The sequence below is a fragment of the Mycobacterium haemophilum DSM 44634 genome (assembly GCF_000340435.2).
In the GTDB taxonomy this organism is placed as follows: Bacteria; Actinomycetota; Actinomycetes; order Mycobacteriales; family Mycobacteriaceae; genus Mycobacterium; species Mycobacterium haemophilum.
The window spans coordinates 2,230,296-2,249,597 of sequence record NZ_CP011883.2; the positions used below are offsets into that span (position 1 = coordinate 2,230,296).

General features: G+C 64.7%; 15 protein-coding genes and 2 riboswitches. Of the genes, 12 read left to right on the top strand and 3 right to left on the bottom strand.

Annotation, left to right across the window (positions count from 1 at the left end):
- The first annotated feature begins 83 nt into the window (after positions 1–83).
- From B586_RS10480 to gcvP, 12 genes are all read left to right on the top strand, one after another.
- On the top strand, positions 84–1,730 hold the full coding sequence (locus B586_RS10480) for an acetolactate synthase (RefSeq protein ID WP_054879997.1): 1,647 nt from the start codon (positions 84–86) through the stop codon (positions 1,728–1,730).
- Positions 1,731–1,838: 108 nt separating this feature from the next.
- A complete protein-coding gene (gene secA2, locus B586_RS10485) occupies positions 1,839–4,175 on the top strand; it encodes an accessory Sec system translocase SecA2 (protein WP_054879996.1) in 2,337 nt (778 codons plus the stop codon).
- A gap of 152 nt (positions 4,176–4,327) precedes the next feature.
- On the top strand, positions 4,328–4,957 hold the full coding sequence (locus tag B586_RS10490; protein WP_047314191.1) for a CDP-alcohol phosphatidyltransferase family protein: 630 nt from the start codon (positions 4,328–4,330) through the stop codon (positions 4,955–4,957).
- A complete protein-coding gene (locus B586_RS10495; protein ID WP_047314190.1) occupies positions 4,950–5,864 on the top strand; it encodes a DUF881 domain-containing protein in 915 nt (304 codons plus the stop codon). The genes B586_RS10490 and B586_RS10495 overlap by 8 nt, the downstream gene beginning before the upstream one ends.
- A 61-nt stretch (positions 5,865–5,925) precedes the next feature.
- The gene (locus B586_RS10500) at positions 5,926–6,258 is read left to right on the top strand and encodes a small basic family protein (RefSeq protein ID WP_047314189.1); all 333 of its coding nucleotides are present in this window, start codon (positions 5,926–5,928) and stop codon (positions 6,256–6,258) included.
- Positions 6,259–6,325: 67 nt separating this feature from the next.
- Positions 6,326–7,216 carry a DUF881 domain-containing protein gene (locus B586_RS10505; RefSeq protein ID WP_054880971.1) on the top strand — a complete coding sequence of 297 codons (891 nt, stop codon included), beginning with the start codon at positions 6,326–6,328 and terminating at the stop codon, positions 7,214–7,216.
- Between the two features lie 35 nt (positions 7,217–7,251).
- Entirely contained in the window at positions 7,252–7,650 is a 399-nt protein-coding gene (gene gcvH / locus B586_RS10510) for a glycine cleavage system protein GcvH (protein ID WP_054879995.1), read from the top strand.
- A 253-nt stretch (positions 7,651–7,903) separates the two neighbouring features.
- Positions 7,904–8,383 carry a glycogen accumulation regulator GarA gene (gene garA, locus B586_RS10515; protein ID WP_276011769.1) on the top strand — a complete coding sequence of 160 codons (480 nt, stop codon included), beginning with the start codon at positions 7,904–7,906 and terminating at the stop codon, positions 8,381–8,383.
- Positions 8,380–9,135, top strand: coding sequence for a transcriptional regulator FtsR (gene ftsR / locus B586_RS10520; RefSeq protein WP_047314184.1), 756 nt, complete (start codon positions 8,380–8,382; stop codon positions 9,133–9,135). Before garA ends, ftsR begins: the two co-directional genes overlap by 4 nt.
- 116 nt (positions 9,136–9,251) lie before the next feature.
- Positions 9,252–9,746 carry a bifunctional nuclease family protein gene (locus B586_RS10525; RefSeq protein ID WP_047314183.1) on the top strand — a complete coding sequence of 165 codons (495 nt, stop codon included), beginning with the start codon at positions 9,252–9,254 and terminating at the stop codon, positions 9,744–9,746.
- A gap of 328 nt (positions 9,747–10,074) precedes the next feature.
- A complete protein-coding gene (locus tag B586_RS10530; RefSeq protein WP_047314182.1) occupies positions 10,075–10,725 on the top strand; it encodes a MerR family transcriptional regulator in 651 nt (216 codons plus the stop codon).
- A 69-nt stretch (positions 10,726–10,794) separates the two neighbouring features.
- A riboswitch (glycine riboswitch) is annotated at positions 10,795–10,892 on the top strand.
- Between the two features lie 18 nt (positions 10,893–10,910).
- Positions 10,911–11,029: riboswitch (glycine riboswitch) on the top strand.
- 29 nt (positions 11,030–11,058) lie between these two features.
- The gene (gene gcvP / locus B586_RS10535) at positions 11,059–13,899 is read left to right on the top strand and encodes an aminomethyl-transferring glycine dehydrogenase (protein WP_054879994.1); all 2,841 of its coding nucleotides are present in this window, start codon (positions 11,059–11,061) and stop codon (positions 13,897–13,899) included.
- 26 nt (positions 13,900–13,925) lie between these two features.
- Here the strand turns inward: gcvP and B586_RS10540 are convergent, their stop codons facing one another.
- From B586_RS10540 to B586_RS10550, 3 genes are all read right to left on the bottom strand, one after another.
- Complete coding sequence (locus B586_RS10540; protein ID WP_054879993.1) at positions 13,926–14,786, bottom strand: haloalkane dehalogenase; 861 nt, start codon at positions 14,784–14,786, stop codon at positions 13,926–13,928.
- Positions 14,787–14,811: 25 nt separating this feature from the next.
- Positions 14,812–16,956: a substrate-binding domain-containing protein gene (locus tag B586_RS10545; RefSeq protein WP_054879992.1), complete on the bottom strand. Its 2,145-nt coding sequence runs from the start codon at positions 16,954–16,956 to the stop codon at positions 14,812–14,814.
- A 102-nt stretch (positions 16,957–17,058) separates the two neighbouring features.
- Positions 17,059–19,266: a malate synthase G gene (locus tag B586_RS10550; RefSeq protein WP_047314178.1), complete on the bottom strand. Its 2,208-nt coding sequence runs from the start codon at positions 19,264–19,266 to the stop codon at positions 17,059–17,061.
- Between the last annotated feature and the right edge of the window lie 36 nt (positions 19,267–19,302).

Consider the following 19,302-nt stretch of genomic DNA (forward strand, 5'->3'; position numbering starts at 1 on the left):
GTCTCCTCGCGGCCGGGCGCCGAAAGCACCTCATCAGAAATCTTCCGGCGAAGGTACCCGAAAGTCGTGGATAGGCTGCCGATATGAGCACCGATCCCGTCCTGGCCCATAGCATTCACGCCGGCCAGCTCATTGCACGCCGACTCAAAGCCAGCGGTGTCGACACCGTCTTCACGTTGTCAGGCGGGCATCTGTTTTCCATTTACGACGGTTGCCGCAGCGAGGGTATCCGGCTCATCGACACTCGCCACGAGCAGACGGCGGCCTTCGCCGCCGAGGGCTGGTCGAAAGTGACCAGGCAGCCAGGTGTGGCCGTGCTCACCGCGGGGCCGGGCGTCACCAACGCAATGAGCGCGATGGCGGCGGCGCAGCAGAACCAGTCGCCGCTGGTGGTGCTCGGCGGCCGGGCACCCGCACTGCGATGGGGTATGGGCTCGTTACAAGAGATCGACCATGTGCCGTTCGTGACGCCGTTAGCCCGTTTCGCCGCCACCGCGCAGTCGGCGGATGCCGCGGGTCGGCTTGTCGACGAAGCATTGCAGGCTGCGGTGGGTGCCCCGTCCGGAGTGGGTTTTGTCGACGTCCCGATGGACCACGCGTTTTCCATGGCTGACGACCTTGGCGGTGGCCCCGGCGCTTTGACCAACCTGCCCGCAGCTCCCGCTGCCGACCCCGAAGCCCTGGACCGGGCTGCCGGCCTGCTAGCCGCGGCGCATCGGCCGGTGATCATGGCCGGGACCAACGTCTGGTGGGGGCACGCCGAGGCCGCGCTACTACGTCTGGCCGAGGAACGCCAGATCCCGGTGCTGATGAACGGGATGGCTCGCGGCGTCGTGCCCGCCGACCACCCGTTGGCCTTCTCACGGGCACGGGGAAAAGCATTGGGTGAAGCAGACGTGGCGCTGGTTGTCGGGGTGCCGATGGATTTCCGGCTGGGCTTCGGCAAGGTGTTCGGGCCGCAAACACAGCTCGTCGTGGCAGACCGCGCTGAACCCGATCGCGACTATCCGCGGCCCGTCGCGGCCGGGCTCTACGGGGATTTGCCGGGTATCCTCTCGGCGCTGGCTGTCGTCGGTGGGACCGGCCATCAGGACTGGACCCGTGCGCTGCGGACGGCCGAGACGACCGCGCGTGACCTTGAAAAAGCTGAGCTGGGCGACGACCGGATCCCACTGCATCCGATGCGGGTGTACGCCGAGCTGGCGTCGCTGCTGGACCGCGACGCCATCGTGGTGATCGACGCCGGTGATTTCGGGTCGTACGCCGGCCGGGTGATCGACAGCTATCTGCCGGGCTGCTGGTTGGACAGCGGGCCATTCGGCTGCCTGGGTTCGGGCCCTGGCTATGCCCTGGCCGCCAAACTGGCCCGGCCCGACCGTCAAGTCGTCCTGCTGCAAGGCGACGGCGCGTTTGGCTTCAGCGGCATGGAGTGGGACACCCTGGTCCGGCATCAGGTGTCCGTCGTGTCGGTGATCGGCAACAACGGAATCTGGGGCTTGGAGAAACACCCGATGGAAGCGTTGTACGGCTACTCGGTGGTGGCGGAGCTCCGCCCGGGTACCCGCTATGACGAGGTGGTCCGCGCCCTCGGCGGTTACGGCGAGCTGGTGTCGGCGCCCGGTGAGCTTCGGCCCGCACTGGAACGTGCTTTCGCCAGCGGTCTGCCGTCGGTCGTGAATGTGCTGACCGATCCGAGCGTCGCCTACCCTCGCCGATCCAACCTGGCTTAGATCAGGCCCGCTGGCCCGCGAGGGTGCACAGTTGCACGCCGGCGCCCGGCGTGTCGCGGGCAGCCTACGCACGCTCGCGCCGCTGTAGACGTCGCGTACCGTTGACCTGTGTCTAAGACGACCCGCACTCAGCCTGGCCGGCTGAGCAGCCGATTTTGGCGGCTACTCGGCGCCAGCACGGAACAGAACCTAAGCCGCTCTCTCGCCGAGGTCACTTCCGCGGCGGCGTACGACAAGGAAGCTGCCGATCTGGGCGATGAGCAGCTGCGTAAGGCGTGCGGGCTGCTCAACCTCAACGATCTCGCGGATTCCGACGACATCCCCCAGTTCCTTGCCATCGCCCGGGAAGCATCAGAGCGGTCAACGGGATTGCGGCCGTTTGATGTTCAGTTACTGGGCGCGCTCCGCATGCTTGCCGGTGACGTGATCGAGATGGCCACCGGTGAGGGCAAAACCCTCGCCGGCGCGATTGCGGCGGCCGGATACGCCCTTGCCGGCCGGCATGTGCACGTCGTGACGATCAACGATTATCTGGCCCGTCGTGATGCGGAGTGGATGGGCCCGCTGCTCGAGGCGATGGGCCTGACGGTGGGCTGGATCACCGCGGAGTCAACAAGCGAGGACCGCAAGGCTGCCTACAGCTGCGACGTCACCTACGCCTCGGTCAACGAGATCGGCTTTGATGTGCTGCGCGATCAGCTGGTGACCGACGTCGACGACCTGGTATCGCCTAATCCTGATGTGGCCCTGATCGACGAGGCCGACTCGGTGCTGGTCGATGAAGCGCTGGTGCCGCTCGTGTTGGCCGGCACCACACACCGGGAGACGCCGCGGCTCGAGATCATCAAGCTGGTCGGTGAGCTGGTCGGCGGCTCTGACGCCGACGAATACTTTGCCACCGACTCCGACAGCCGCAACGTTCATCTGACCGATGTCGGAGCCCGCAAGGTCGAAAAGGCGCTCGGCGGCATCGATCTGTACTCCGAGGAGCACGTCGGCACCACCCTGACCGAGGTCAACGTCGCATTGCACGCGCATGTCCTGTTGCAGCGCGACGTGCACTACATCGTCCGAGACGACGCGGTGCACCTGATCAACGCCTCCCGCGGACGCATTGCACAGCTGCAGCGCTGGCCGGACGGCCTGCAGGCCGCGGTCGAGGCTAAGGAGGGCATCGAGACCACCGAGACCGGTGAGGTGCTCGACACCATCACGGTGCAGGCGCTGATCAACCGCTACGCGACCGTGTGCGGCATGACCGGCACCGCACTGGCCGCCGGTGAGCAGCTGCGCCAGTTCTACAAGCTTGGTGTTTCACCGATACCGCCGAATACTCCCAATATTCGCGAGGACGAATCGGACCGGGTCTACATCACCGCTGCCGCCAAGAACGACGCGATCGTGGCGCACCTCGCTGAGGTGCACGAAACGGGTCAACCGGTGCTGGTCGGGACCCGCGACGTTGCCGAATCCGAGGAGCTGCATGAGCGGCTGCTACGCCGCGGGGTGCCCGCGGTCGTGCTCAACGCCAAAAACGATGCCGAAGAGGCGCAGGTCATCGCGGAGGCCGGCAAATTCGGTGCGGTCACCGTGTCCACCCAGATGGCCGGGCGCGGCACCGATATCCGCCTCGGTGGGTCCGACGAAACCGACCACGACAGGGTCGCCGAGCTGGGTGGGCTGCACGTCGTCGGCACCGGGCGGCACCATACCGAGCGGCTGGACAACCAGTTGCGTGGCCGGGCCGGGCGCCAGGGCGACCCGGGATCGTCGGTGTTCTTCTCCAGCTGGGAAGACGATGTCGTCGCGGCCAATCTCGAGCGCAACAAGTTGCCGATGCAGACCAACGAGGACGGCCGCATCATCAGCCCCAAGACCAGTGGTTTGCTGGATCATGCCCAGCGCGTCGCGGAAGGTCGGCTGCTGGACGTGCACGCGAATACCTGGCGCTACAACCAGTTGATCGCCCAGCAGCGTGCCATCATCGTGGATCGGCGAAACACGTTGCTGCGTAGCGCAACCGCGCGGGAAGAGCTCGCAGAGCTGGCACCCAAGCGTTACCAGGAGCTGGCTCAGGACGTGTCCGAAGAACGTCTCGAGACGATCTGCCGACTGATCATGCTGTACCACCTCGACCGTGGCTGGGCCGATCATCTGGCGTATCTAGCCGACATCCGCGAAAGCATCCATTTGCGCGCGCTCGGCCGGCAGAACCCGCTGGACGAATTTCACCGATTGGCGGTCGACGCGTTTGCTTCGCTGGCCGCCGACGCGATCGAGGCCGCCCAGCAGACGTTTGAAACCGCCAATGTTCTCGACGAGGAGCCGGGACTGGACCTGTCCAAGCTGGCGCGGCCGACGTCGACGTGGACCTACATGGTCAACGACAACCCACTGTCCGACGACACCCTTTCCACCTTGAGCCTGCCCGGGGTCTTCCGCTGAGGTCCGATCGCCCTCGGCCTGTTCCCCGGACCGTCATGTCACCGGGCTGGGCCTGATTGCCCGGCTCGCCCCCTCGCCGCTGCACGGCTGTAGGTACCCCCACCTCAGTCCACGCTGCGGACTGCATCGGCGCCGAGCTAAGGTCACGGCTCATGGAGCCGGTGCATCCGCCCAATCGGGTGCTGACAGTGCCCAACTTGCTCAGCGCCATCCGCCTGACGCTGATCCCGGCGTTCGTCTACGTTTTACTGGTCAGGCACGCCGACGGCTGGGCGGTGGCGATTCTGGTGTTCAGCGGTGCCTCGGATTGGGCCGACGGCAAGATTGCCCGGCTGCTGGATCAGTCTTCCCGGTTGGGTGTGCTGCTCGACCCGGCTGTGGATCGGTTGTACATGGTGACGATCCCCGTCGTGTTGGCATTAAGCGGGATCGTGCCGTGGTGGTTCGTCGTCACTCTGCTGGCACGCGACGCACTACTGGCCGCGACGCTGCCGTTGCTGTGGAGTCGCGGACTGTCGGCCTTACCAGTGACCTATATCGGTAAGGCGGCGACCTTCAGCTTGATGGTTGGCTTTCCATTTGTTCTGCTGGGAACCTGGGACACGTTGTGGAGCCGTGTTCTGGGCGCCTGCGGTTGGGCGTTTCTGATCTGGGGTATCTATGCCTATCTGTGGGCATTCGTACTGTATGCGGTGCAGATGACGATGGTCGTGCGGCGGATGCCCAAGATCAAACACCAAGCCCATCGGCAGCTTGTACGAAAAGCCAGTGAACATGGCTGAACGTGAGCGACAGCTCGGTGGCTATGACCCGAACGCAGGCTACAACCTCCACGCAGCAGCGCGGCCGAAGAAGGTTCCGGTGCCCTCCCTGCTGCGAGCTCTGCTGTCCGAACATCTCGACCCCGGCTACGCTGCGGCAGCGGCCGAACGTAGCCGCTCGACCACGCCGCGAGCCCGCGCTTTCAGCTGGATCTGGCAAGCGTTGGCGGCGGCCCTGGTCACCACGGTGTTTGCCGCCGCGGTCGCGCAGGCCCGCTCAGTCGCACCTGGTGTGCGCGCCGCTCAGCAGCTGCTGGCGATAAGCGTGCGTTCGACCCAGACCGCTGCGGCCACGTTGGCCCAACAGCGCAGTGTGCTTTCGGCTCAAGTCGATGATGTGCAGCGGCTCGTGCTCGCACACAACGCTGAGGGGCAGCGGCTGCTGAACCGCCTCGATGCGCTCAGCCTAGCGGCCGCCAGCACACCAGTCATCGGGCCTGGTTTGACGGTGACCGTAACGGACCCGGGTATAGGCCCTAATCTTTCCGATGTGTCCAAGCAACGCATGAAGGGCAGCCAGCAAATCATTCTGGACCGCGACCTGCAGCTCGTCGTGAACTCGTTGTGGGCGAGCGGCGCTGAGGCCATCTCAGTTGATGGCGCACGGATCGGGCCGAATGTGACTATTCGGCAGGCCGGTGGGGCGATCTTGGTTGACAACAATCCCACCAGCAGCCCCTACACCATCCTCGCGGTGGGGCCGCCGCACACGATGCGGGACGTGTTCGACGACAGCCCCGGTCTGCAGCGTCTCAGGCTGCTGGAAGCCTCCTACGGCGTCGGCGTCAGCGTGAACGTCGCCGACGGTCTCACATTGCCCGCCGGAGCGATCCGAGATGTCAAGTTCGCCAAACAGGTTGGGCCCTAGTGAGAGAAGTCCTTGTGAGAATGATCCCCCTCGGGGCAACCCGGAGCGGAATCCGACCAGCATGATCGGTCTTGCAGCGCTTGCGATTGGCATCGTGCTGGGCCTGGTTTTCCATCCCAGCGTGCCCGAGGTCATCCAACCGTATTTGCCGATCGCGGTGGTCGCTGCGCTCGACGCGGTGTTCGGCGGACTGCGTGCCTATCTTGAGCGGATCTTTGACCCGAAGGTCTTTGTGGTTTCATTCGTATTCAACGTCTTGGTGGCTGCCCTGATCGTCTATGTCGGCGACCAGCTGGGCGTTGGTACGCAACTATCCACGGCGATCATCGTGGTGCTGGGTATCCGTATCTTCGGCAATGCCGCCGCGCTGCGGCGCAGGCTGTTCGGGGCTTGACCGCGCCGGCGACGATGCAGAGCGAAGCGATGAGGAGGAGCGGCGCCATGACCATGATGAGGTCATCATGAGCCAGGACCCCTCAGCGCACGGCGGCCTCCCGGAACGGGAAAGTGGTGACGCGCCAAACCTGCACAACCCACCCAAGGCCGACCCCAAAGCCCATGATGCGGCGCGCCATGGCCGCCACGAGCTACCAGCCGACTATCCGCGGCAACTTAGCGGGTCGCTACGCCGGACAGGACTGTCCGGGTCGCTGCGGAGCGGTCGCTCGCGTCTGGCGTTTGGAACGCTGGCGATCCTGTTGTGCGTGCTCTTAGGGATCGCCATTGTCACCCAGGTCCGCCAGACCGAGTCCGGTGATTCCCTGGAAACCGCACGTCCGGCAGATCTATTGGTGCTGCTGGATTCGTTGCGGCAACGCGAGGCCACGCTGAACACCGAAGTGACCGAACTGCAGAACACGTTGAACGCGTTGCAAGCGTCAGGCAATACCGATCAGGCCGCCATCCAAAGCGCCCAGGCGCGATTGGCCGCGCTGTCCATCCTGGTCGGCGCCGTCGGCGTCACCGGGCCAGGTGTCACGTTGACGATCGACGATCCCGGACCTGGGGTGGCGCCTGAAGCAATGCTTGACGTGATCAACGAGTTGCGTGCCGCCGGCGCCGAGGCGATCGAGATCAATGATGCACACCAGTCGGTGCGGGTTGGTGTCGATACCTGGGTGGTCGGTGTCCCCGGGTCGCTGACTATCGACAGCAAGGCACTCTCGCCTCCGTATTCGATTCTGGCGATTGGCGATCCGCCGACGCTCGCCGCGGCGATGAACATCCCCGGTGGCGCGGAGGACAGCGTCAAACGCGTTGGCGCGCGGATGTCTGTGCAACAAGCCGACCGAGTGGACGTGACCACCTTGCGGCAACCAAAACCGCACCAATACGCTCAGCCCGTCAAGTGAACTAGCCCCGACCAGAAGACCAGAACAGGATTACCGTGAGCAATATCCCGTCCGATCTGCACTACACCGCCGAACATGAGTGGATTCGGCGCAGTGGCGAAGACACCGTCCGGGTCGGGATCACCGACTTCGCGCAGTCGGCACTGGGTGATGTGGTTTTTGTCCAGCTGCCAGACGTGGGCGCTGAGCTAACGGCGGGCGAATCCTTCGGCGAAGTGGAATCGACGAAATCGGTGTCGGATCTGTATGCACCGGTGTCGGGAACAGTGTCGGCGGTCAACACCGATCTGGAAGGCAGTCCGCAACTCGTGAACTCTGACCCGTACGGCGCAGGCTGGCTCCTGGATGTCCACGTCTCCGACGTCGATGCCTTGGAGTCAGCTACCGCGACGCTGCTTGACGCCGAGGCCTACCGCGGCACACTGACCGAATGACGATTGCTAAGGTGCCTGGCAATCCCGCGCGACGACGATGTGGACGTCACGCGGCTCGAGGGAGAGCCGGGCAATGTGGGGGTCCGATCCTGTGGTGGTTGGCGCATCGCAGATCACCGCGCGGTACGGTCGACACATGAGCCCTAGACGGCTGTAGTCGGCAGTACCAGGGGGAGAACCTAACGGGAAGCCGGGCGAGTGGCCCGGGTCAGGCAACGCCACAGCGGCCAGTAAGGAGCAGCGGGTGACGGACATGGACTCAGGAAGACAGGAAGACCAGACTTCTGACGAAGTCACCGTGGAGACGACCTCGGTCTTCCGCGCCGACTTCCTCAACGAACTGGACGCTCCAGCACAGGCGGGTGCTGAGAGCGCAGTATCCGGGGTCGAAGGACTTCCGGCGGGCTCGGCGTTACTGGTCGTCAAACGGGGGCCGAACGCGGGATCGCGCTTTTTGCTCGACCAGGCCATCACCTCCGCCGGCCGACACCCCGACAGCGACATCTTCCTCGATGACGTCACGGTGAGCCGCCGTCACGCCGAATTCCGGTTGGAAGGCAACGAGTTCCACGTCGTCGACGTCGGCAGCCTCAACGGCACCTACGTCAACCGCGAGCCGGTGGATTCGGCAGTATTGGCAAACGGTGACGAAGTGCAGATCGGCAAATTCCGCTTAGTGTTCCTGACCGGGCCCAAACAAGGTGACGACGACGGGGGAACCGGAGGCAAGTGAGCGCACCCGATAGCCCGGCACTGGCCGGGATGTCGATTGGGGCGGTCCTGGATCTACTGAGGCCGGATTTCCCCGATGTCACAATCTCCAAAATCCGTTTCTTGGAGGCTGAGGGACTGGTCACCCCTCAGCGTTCTGCATCGGGGTACCGGCGATTCACCGCGTATGACTGTGCGCGGCTGCGTTTCATCCTCACCGCACAGCGCGATCACTACCTACCGCTAAAGGTCATCAGGGCGCAGCTGGACGCCCAGCCCGATGGTGAGCTGCCGCCCTTCGGGTCGCCATACGCGGTACCGCGATTGGTTTCGGTAACGGGCAGCCCGGGTGCCGGTGTCGGATCGGGTATCGGATCCGACACGGCGGCGGTATCGCCAGCCCGCATCCGGCTGAGTCGAGAAGACCTCCTAGACCGCTCGGGAGTGGCAGACGACCTGCTGACGGCGCTGCTCAAAGCCGGTGTGATCACCACCGGGCCGGGCGGTTTTTTCGATGAGCATGCGGTCGTGATCCTCCAATGCGCGCGGGCGCTGTCCGAATACGGTGTTGAGCCGCGGCATCTGCGAGCCTTCCGGTCAGCGGCCGACCGCCAGTCCGACCTGATCGCCCAAATCGCTGGGCCGATAGTCAAAGCGGGTAAGGCCGGCGCCCGTGACCGCGCCGACGACTTAGCGCGTGAGGTCGCTGCGCTCGCCATCACATTGCACACCTCGTTGATCAAGTCCGCGGTTCGCGGCGTTCTGCACCGCTGAGGATTAGACTTCGTTCGACAGCTTGGTGTTCGGCGGCGTGGCAAGGCACGGTGTCCACCGCGTCGTTGCGCCGAGCGTGAATCGGACACAGCGGCATATGCGGAGGGCGGACACAGATGGGTGAAGTTCGTGTTGTCGGCATTCGTGTCGAGCAGCCGCAGAACCAACCGGTGCTGTTGCTGCGCGAAGCCAACGGTGACCGGTATCTGCCGATCTGGATCGGCCAATCGGAGGCCGCCGCCATCGCGCTGGAGCAGCAAGGCGTCGAACCGCCCCGTCCGCTGACGCACGATCTGATCAGGGACGTCATTGCCGCGCTTGGGCATTCGCTCAAAGAGGTGCGGATCGTCGATCTGCAGGAAGGCACCTTCTACGCTGATCTGATCTTCGATCGCAATATCAAGGTGTCGGCGCGCCCCTCGGACTCGGTGGCAATCGCCTTGCGGGTCGGTGTTCCGATCTATGTCGAGGAGGCCGTGCTTGCCCAGGCCGGCCTGCTGATCCCCGACGAGAATGACGAGGAGGCCGGCAGCGCTGTTCGCGAAGACGAGGTAGAGAAGTTCAAGGAGTTTCTCGATAGCGTGTCGCCTGACGATTTCAAAGCGACCTAGCCCAGCGACGATGCGCGCCGTGCAACGGCGCGAGGAGAAGCTGAGCGATCCAGCCCTAGCCCAGCGACGATGCGCGCCGATACGGCCTGAGGCGGGTACGACCCTTGCGCTAACATCACGGATGCGTCTCATATCGCACTGCGATGCGACACGCCTAGCGGATAGCGCCGACAGACCCTAGCGACGGCCATACATTGATGACGACTTCAGGCAGGGCAGCTACCGAACAGCGTATGCTCTCTAGCACTCGGGCCTGACCAAACCTGGCTGCCGGGGGTAGCCAATAACGCAGCTAGTGACCAGAGCGCGATCGGCGAGAGGAACCACCGTGAGCGAGCAGCCACGTCAAGGTCAACTGGACCTTGCGGACCACCGGGACACCCCGACCGCTACAACCAATGGCGACATTGGCCTCAATGGCCCCACCGCAGTGAGCGGACCCGTGCAACCCGGGCTCTTCCCTGATGACTCCGTGCCTGATGAGTTGGTCGGCTACCGTGGGCCCAGCGCCTGCCAGATCGCGGGGATCACGTACCGCCAGCTGGACTACTGGGCACGGACGTCGTTAGTGGTTCCATCGATCCGGGGCGCGGCCGGCTCCGGCAGCCAGCGGCTGTACTCGTTTAAGGACATCCTGGTTCTCAAGATCGTCAAGCGATTGCTCGACACCGGTATCTCGCTGCACAACATTCGGGTTGCCGTTGACCATTTGCGTCAGCGGGGCGTCCAGGACCTAGCCAACATCACCTTGTTCTCCGACGGCACCACGGTGTACGAGTGCACGTCGGCTGAAGAGGTCGTCGACCTGTTACAAGGCGGGCAGGGTGTGTTCGGTATCGCCGTGTCTGGCGCTATGCGTGAGCTGAGCGGCGTGATCGCCGACTTCCGCGGTGAGCGCGCTGACGGCGGCGAGTCGATTGCCGCGCCGGAAGACGAGCTGGCTTCCCGGCGCAAGCATCGCGACCGCAAAATCGGCTAACTGCGGGTAGCCAGCGGCGCCCTCTCGTTTACCCTCGCGTGCGACGCGAGGGTAAAGTTGGGTCTGCATCGCCCTCACGCGGGAGAGTTCTGTGACCGCCAGTCACGGACGCCGAAGGAGCAATACCTCTCCGTCAACCTCTCAGGCACCCGGACCGCGCGAGTTAATGATGCCTCTGGAAAGCGGTGGCACCCTCTGGAGATTCCAGCGGTCCACACCCGCCGATGGGGAAAGGCGCTCGGACAGCACCCGGCGCCGAATCTCTCAGGCGCCCGGGCGAACGGGTGAAGACAGAGGGAGGGGGCCGAAAGTCCCTACCCCAGGAGTTCGCCAGTGTCTGACCAATCAACCTTCGCAGCCCGGCACATCGGCCCGAACAGCGAGGCCGTCGCCGCCATGCTTGCAGTCATTGGCGTCGACTCGCTCGAGGACCTGGCAGCCAAGGCAGTCCCCAGCGGCATCCTCGATAACGTCGCCGACACCGGCGCGGCACCGGGCCTGGACCGGCTGCCGCCGCCGGCCACCGAGGCCGAGGCGCTGGCCGAGCTAGGCGCACTAGCCCGTGCCAACACCGTTGCCGTATCGATGATCGGGCAGGGCTACTACGACACCCTCACGCCCCCGGTGCTGTCGCGCAACATCTTGGAGAACCCGGCCTGGTACACCGCTTACACGCCGTACCAACCCGAAATCAGTCAGGGTCGGCTGGAAGCGCTGCTGAATTTCCAGACTCTGGTCAGCGATCTGACTGGTCTAGAGATCGCGAACGCATCGATGCTCGACGAGGGCACCGCGGCCGCCGAGGCCATGACATTGATGCACCGTGCTGCGCGCGGTACGGCGAACCGGCTGGCCGTCGACGTCGATGTGTTCGCTCAGACCACCGCGGTGCTTGCCACCCGGGCCAAGCCGTTAGGCATCGACATCGTCGCCGCCGACCTACGCGAAGGACTGCCGGACGGTGAGTTTTTCGGCGTCATCACCCAATTGCCCGGGGCCAGCGGCCGGATTACCGACTGGACCGCTTTAGTCGCCCAGGCCCACGACCGCGGCGCGCTGGTCGCCGTCGGCGCCGATCTGTTGGCGCTGACGTTGATCACACCACCGGGCGAGATCGGCGCCGACGTCGCATTCGGCACCACTCAAAGGTTCGGCGTGCCAATGGGCTTCGGCGGCCCGCATGCCGGATACCTCGCCCTGCACAACAGGCATGCCCGTCAGCTGCCGGGTCGGTTGGTCGGCGTTTCCGTCGACAGCGACGGCACGCCGGCCTACCGGCTAGCGCTGCAAACCCGCGAGCAACATATCCGCCGCGACAAGGCGACCAGCAACATCTGCACCGCGCAGGTGCTGCTGGCGGTGATGGCTGCGATGTACGCCAGCTACCACGGCGCCGAGGGGTTGACCGGTATCGCGCGCCGAGTGCATGCGCAGGCACGCGACCTGGCGGCCGGTCTGTCGGCCGCCGGCGTCGAGGTGGTGCATCAGACGTTCTTCGACACCGTGCTGGCCCGGGTACCCGGCCGGGCGGCGCACATTCAGGGCGCCGCCAAGGAGCGCGGGATCAATGTGTGGCTGGTGGACGGCGACCATGTCTCGGTGGCCTGCGACGAGGCCACCACCGATGAGCACATCACGGCCGTGTTGGCGGCGTTTGCAGCCGCGCCGACGCGGGCGAGCTACCCGGACCCGGACATCGCAACCCGCACCTCGGAGTTCCTGACGCATCCCGCATTTACCCAATACCGCACCGAAACTTCGATGATGCGGTACTTGCGGGCCCTGGCGGATAAGGATATCGCGTTGGACCGCAGTATGATTCCGCTCGGTTCGTGCACGATGAAACTCAACGCCGCCGCCGAGATGGAGTCGATTACCTGGCCGGAATTCGCGCGTCAGCATCCGTTCGCGCCAGCATCCGACACCCCTGGGTTGCGTCGTCTCATCAGCGACTTGGAAAGCTGGCTGGTGCAAATCACCGGCTACGACGCGGTCTCGCTGCAGCCCAACGCGGGCTCTCAGGGGGAGTACGCCGGTCTGTTGGCGATCCACGACTACCACGCCAGCCGAGGAGAACCGCATCGCGACATCTGTCTGATTCCGTCAAGCGCGCACGGCACCAACGCCGCATCGGCGGCGTTGGCCGGCATGCGCGTGGTTGTGGTGGGCTGCCACGATAACGGCGACGTTGATCTCGACGATCTACGCATCAAGGTCAGCGAGCATGCCAACCGGCTGTCGGCGTTGATGATCACCTATCCGTCCACGCACGGCGTCTACGAGCACGACATTGCCGAGATTTGCGCTGCGGTGCACGACGCCGGCGGTCAGGTTTACGTCGATGGGGCCAACCTCAACGCGCTGGTCGGCCTGGCCCGACCGGGCAAGTTCGGCGGCGACGTCAGCCACCTGAACCTGCACAAGACGTTCTGCATACCGCACGGCGGCGGCGGACCAGGAGTCGGGCCGGTGGCAGTTCGTTCGCATTTGGCCTCGTTCCTGCCGGGCCACCCCTTTGCCCCCGAACTGCCACCAGGCCAGCCGGTATCGTCGGCGCCGTACGGGTCCGCTTCGATCCTGCCGATCACGTGGGCCTACATCAGGATGATGGGCGCCAACGGTCTGCGGGCGGCGTCGCTGACCGCGATCACCTCGGCCAACTACATAGCCCGTCGGCTCGACGAGTACTTCCCGGTGCTGTATACCGGCGAGAACGGCATGGTCGCCCACGAGTGCATCCTGGACCTGCGGCCGATCACCAAATCGACTGGTGTGACTGTCGACGATGTTGCGAAACGCTTGGCGGACTATGGTTTTCACGCGCCCACGATGAGCTTCCCAGTGGCCGGCACGCTGATGGTGGAGCCCACCGAAAGCGAAAGCCTGGCCGAAATCGACGCATTCTGCGAGGCCATGATCGCCATACGCGGCGAGATCGCCCGCGTCGGCGCGGGGGAGTGGCCTGCTGAGGACAACCCGCTACGCGGCGCACCGCACACCGCTGAGTGCCTGCTGGCCTCCGACTGGGATCATCCGTATACCCGAGAAGAGGCCGCCTATCCGCTTGGCAAAGCGTTCCGGCCGAAGGTGTGGCCGCCGGTGCGGCGCATCGACGGCGCCTACGGCGACCGCAATTTGGTGTGCTCGTGCCCGCCGGTGGAGGCGTTTGTTTAAAGCAGCCTGAGCCGGCCTCGAATCCGTTAGCCGAAGCGCTCGACGATTGCCGCGGCGATCGCCTCGGGCGCATCCTCCTGAATGAAATGCTTGGCGGTGGGCAGTTCGACCAGGACGTGATCCGGGAATGTCTCGCGCATCCGCGGCAGCGTAGGGCCGGGTCGGAAGGCAAAGTCTTTCATACCCCAAACCAACAGGGCGGGTTTGGCACCGAGCTTGGCTGGCACTTCGTGCGCCAGCCGCGCCAGCAGCGGACGGGCAGCCAGGATCTGCTTGGGCATTTCGGCTACGCCCAACCGAGCCGCGGCGTTGGGTTGCACTGCCCGGTAGTGTGCCATCACCGCGGCGCTGGGCCGGCGCTCTGTTCCGGCGGGGATTAGCCGCTCGACAAAGAAATTTCGCCGCAGGATCGCATGCTGCATCGGCGGGCTGGACATCACCCTGCTGAAAGCCTTTGTCGTCCACGTGTCGGCCGGCCAAAACCAGGTATTGCCCAGGATGACGCCGCGCACCCGGTCGGCACGCTCAACCGCAACCGCCATGCCGATCGGTCCACCCCAATCCTGGCCCATCGTCAGGTAGCCGTTCAGGCTCAGGTGATCGACCAACTCACCCACCACCCGGGCGTGTTCGTCGATTTTGTAGCTGAATCCCACGGGCCGATCCGAGAGCCCGAAGCCGAGGTAATCGGGCGCGATACAGCGGAACCGGTCACGCAGCGCGACCACAATGTCGCGGTACAGGAAGCTCCAGGTGGGGTTGCCGTGACACAATAGGATCGGCGGGCCATCACCCTCGTCGATGTAGTGGATCCGCCCCCGGGAGCTGTCGAACCAGCGCGACACGAACGGGTACAGCTGGGGATCCGGAGTGAAGTCAATCCTCATCGCGCTCCTTACCGCCTTAGCAGGCTCAGCTCAAGAATGTATTGATCGTTGTAGCGAGGTCAGCAGCGGCCGACGTCGACAAATTCTGGTAGCTGCCGCCGCTGAGCTGGGCGACAGCTTCCCAGGTTGCCCGGTCAGGGTCGGCCCCGAAGTCGATGACGTTTACCGCGATCGGTTCGGCCGGGTCGGTGCTGGTGCGGATGAAGTCCTGCAGCCCCGCCCCGTCCAGGGTTTGGTCGGTGTGCGGCCCAGCAGTGATCACCAGCACCGAATTCGTTTGCCCAGCATGGTAATTGGCCAATATGTCTTGGTAGATCATGCGCAGCGTGGTGAACGACACCGCACCGCCGTTGGATGCATACTGCTTGTCCAGCGCGGCCGTCAGCGCTGCTGAGCGGGGCTGGCCGTTGACCGGGTCCGCCAGCGGACCGGTTGTCACCTCCGTTCGACCCTCGCGGCCGTCGAATGTCCACAGGCCCATCGCCGAGCTGGGCGGCATCACTTTGATCTTGTCGTCGAGCGCCGCCACGACGTTGGCCAACCGGGTTTTGCCGCCCTCATCGGTGGGCATCGACTGGTCGAGCATGATGGTCACTGCCACTCCGCTAGACGGCTGGATCATCGCTTCGGCCAGCGTGGCGCGTATCCCCTCGTCACCCACCGAGACGGGAGAAGGTACCGCCGCGAAACTGGTAACGGGGCTGCTCGGCGGTGTGACGCCGATAACGCGGAAACCAGCTTTAGCCAGCTTCGCCAGTTGGTCGGGCTTTTGCACAAACCGGGTAAACTCGCTGGCCGCCGCGGCCTGTTCCTGCGTCAGCCACGAACCGCTGAGCAGCACCGCGGGATAGTCAGCAACCGGTGCCGGCCCCTGCGGTAGCCAGGATCGCAAAGTGCTCTGGGCGTCTGACAATGACTGGCCGCGTTGGAAAAGCTGCTGCTCGGTGGTGATCACAGCGTGCACCGGCGCAGTTGCCACGTCACCGGGTTTGAGCAGTGCGCTCATCGCTTCTGCCCAACTGCTGTCGGCGAGCTTGGGTTGGGCGCTCATCAGGGTGCGCACTGCCCCTACGCCCTGGGTTGCCGGTGCATCAGCAGGTACCGACGCAGCCGCTACCGCTTCGCCGGCCAAAAACGTGGCGTCGCTGTTGCCATTCATCGGCAAGGCCAGCCGGAGTGATCCCCAGGCCGGCAGGTTCAAATCAGCCAAGGAGTTCGGATTGGTTTGCAGACCGGGCAGTTCCGCCCAGCCCCGGTTGGCGAGAGCCTGCTCGAATTCGGGCCGAACCGCCAGCAGTACCGGCGACGTCACCAGCGAATGGCTTTCGCTGATCGTCTTCTGACCCGCGGTCACGGCAAGCCGTGCCGCCGAGATCGAGCTGCCCGGGATCCAGAGTGCCGGTTTTCCCCCTAGGTCCGCCGGCCACTTGCCGTTGAGACCGGCGAGGGCTGCCTCCGAGCCGACGGGTTTGACAGTCACCGCCATACAGTGGTCGCCTACCGGCCGGGCGGATGCGTTATAGCTTTGGGCGAACTCCTGCAGGTAATCGGCGATCGACGGATCGGCGACGACAGCGACCGTCTGTTGACCTCCTACGCAGCGTGCGGCCGCCTGGTGCTTGCGATTGTCCAAGACATGGCCGAGAAAACTCCACAGGATCACCGTGCCCACCACCACCACGACCGCGACGAGGGCCACGATCACGCCGATGCTGACCCCCCGTCGTCCGCGGTCACTGCGGTGTCCGCCCTGCCACTCGCCGACGCCCCGGTGGCTAGCGCTGAATAGGCGCGACAGGGCGGTCGGCGCCTGCGGGCTAGTCGATGAGCCCGCAGGCCGGGGCGGAAAGTCTGGGTAGTCGTCGACTGCGCCGGCGGCATAGTAGTGATCCTCGTGGTCTTCGGCCCAGTAGCGCTGGTAATCGGCGGGTTCGTCGGGGGCCGGGGGGGCGGAGTCAGCCGGATGCTCTGCTCCGCGTGGGTAGCTCTGGTCGCTCGGCGTGCCGGTAGCCGCCGGTTCAAAAACAGGCTCTGGGTACCCAATCCCGCCTAGGTAGCCGTGATGCGGGCCGTGATCTATCTCGTCGCCCTGGTCCGGCCCGAGTGCAGCGAATTGGTCAGATGGCTGATCGATGGAATCCTCAGGGTCGGGCATACTGTGCCTACCCATACCGGTATCCGCCGCCTTTTTCCATCAGATAGACCCGCCGCTGTCCCTCACCGCTGCCCGGCTGGGGGTGCCCCCGCAGCCGGGCGCAAGCAGCCCGCATCGTCACCGGTTCTGTGCCTTGAATTCGCGACGACGGCGATGCAAGATCGGCTCGGTATAGCCGTTGGGCTGCTGTGCGCCGGACAGGATCAGCTCCTGCGCGGCCAGGAACGCGACGCTGTCGTCGAAGTTGGGTGCCATCGGGCGATATGCCGCGTCGCCGGCGTTTTGCTGATCTACCAACGGCGCCATTCGTTCCAGGCTGGCCCGCACGTCCTCGCTGGTGATTACGCCGTGGCGCAGCCAGTTGGCCAGTAACTGGCTCGAGATCCGCAGGGTGGCGCGGTCCTCCATGAGTGCCACATTGTGGATGTCGGGCACCTTCGAGCAACCGATACCCTGGTTCACCCAGCGCACCACATAGCCGAGGATGGACTGACAGTTATTGTCAACCTCCTCGCGGATCTCCTCGGGCGCCCACGCCAGTTCCTTGGCCAACGGAATCGTCAGCAGCTGGTCTACGGTGGCACGTCTCTTGCCGGCCAGTTCTTGTTGCACGGCAGCCACATCCACCTGGTGATAGTGCATCGCATGCAGCGTGGCCGCCGTCGGCGAGGGCACCCACGCGGTGGTGGCGCCCGCCTTCGGCTGGCCGATCTTCTGCTCGACCATATCGGCCATCAGCTCGGTCATCGCCCACATGCCCTTGCCGATCTGCGCCTTGCCCGTAAAGCCCGCGGCTAGCCCGATGTCGACGTTGGCATCCTCGTAGGCCTTGATCCAGGTGCTGTTCTTCATTGCCCCCTTACGGATCATCGGGCCAGCCTCCATCGAGGTGTGGATCTCGTCGCCGGTGCGGTCCAAGAACCCGGTGTTGATGAACACCACCCGGTCGGCGGCGGCCTTGATGCAGGCCTTCAAATTGAGCGTCGTACGCCGCTCTTCGTCCATGATGCCGACCTTCAGGGTGCCCTGCGGCAACCCCAACACGTCCTCCACGCGGCTGAACAGCTCGCAAGTGAACGCGACCTCCGCGGGGCCGTGCATTTTCGGCTTGACGATGTAGATGGAACCGGTGCGGCTATTGGTCAACGGCCCATTGATTTCGCCGGTTTTGAGCCCGTGGATTGCGACCAGACTGGTGAACAAGGCATCCATGATGCCCTCGAACACCTCTTTTTCCTGGCCGTCGCCGCCGTCCACGAGGATCGCGTCGTTGGTCATCAGATGGCCCACGTTGCGGACGAACAACAGGCTACGCCCGGGCAGGGTAAATTGCTCGCCGCCTCCGGAAGCCGAGGGCGTGGTGTAGGTGCGGTCGGCGTTGAGCACACGGGTGAAGGTCTTGCCGTCCTTGTTGACCTCCTCGGCCAAGTCACCCTTGTTCAGGCCGAGCCAGTTGCGGTAGCCGAGTACCTTGTCGTCGGCGTCGACGGCGGTGACCGAGTCCTCGAAGTCCATGATCGTGGTGATGGCCGATTCCAGGATCACATCCTTGATGCCGGCCGGGTCGGTCTTGCCGATCGGCGACTCCGGGTCGATCAGGATCTCGATGTGCAAGCCGTGATTGGCCAGCAGCACCGACCAGTTGGGGGAACCCAACTCGCCGCTATAGCCGACAAACTTCTCGGGATTGGCCAACCCGGTGGAATCCGCACCGATGGCGATCCGAAGCTGGCCGTCGACGATGCTCACCCCCGTCGCGTGGGTCCATGAGTCAGACGCCAGCGGGACGGCCTGATCCATAAACTTGCGTGCATAGGCGATCACCTTGTCGCCGCGAACTTTGTTGTAGCCAGAGCCCTTTTCGGCTCCGTCGGTTTCCGGTATGACGTCGGTGCCATACAGGGCGTCGTAGAGGGAGCCCCAGCGGGCGTTGGCGGCGTTGAGCGCGAACCGCGCGTTAAGTACCGGCACCACCAGCTGCGGGCCGGCGGTGGTGGTGATCTCGTCGTCCACCCCTGAGGTGGTGATGGTGAAGTCATCGGGTTCAGGCAGCAGATAGCCGATATCGATGAGGAACTGCCGATAAGCGTCCAGGTCGAGTGGCTCGATCACCCGATGGCGATGCCATTTGTCGATCTGGGCCTGCAGCTGATCGCGGGAGTTCAGCAAACTCTGGTTTTGCGGGGTGAGGTCGGCGACGACCTTATCGACACCCGACCAGAAGCTGTCCGGGTCGATGTCGGTGCCAGGCAGGGCTTCGTTGTTGACGAAGTCGTAGAGCACACGGGCGACGCGCAAGTTCCCCGCCGACACGCGATCAGTCATGGTTTTCCTCCATATTGGGCTTACTGGCCCCCCTGG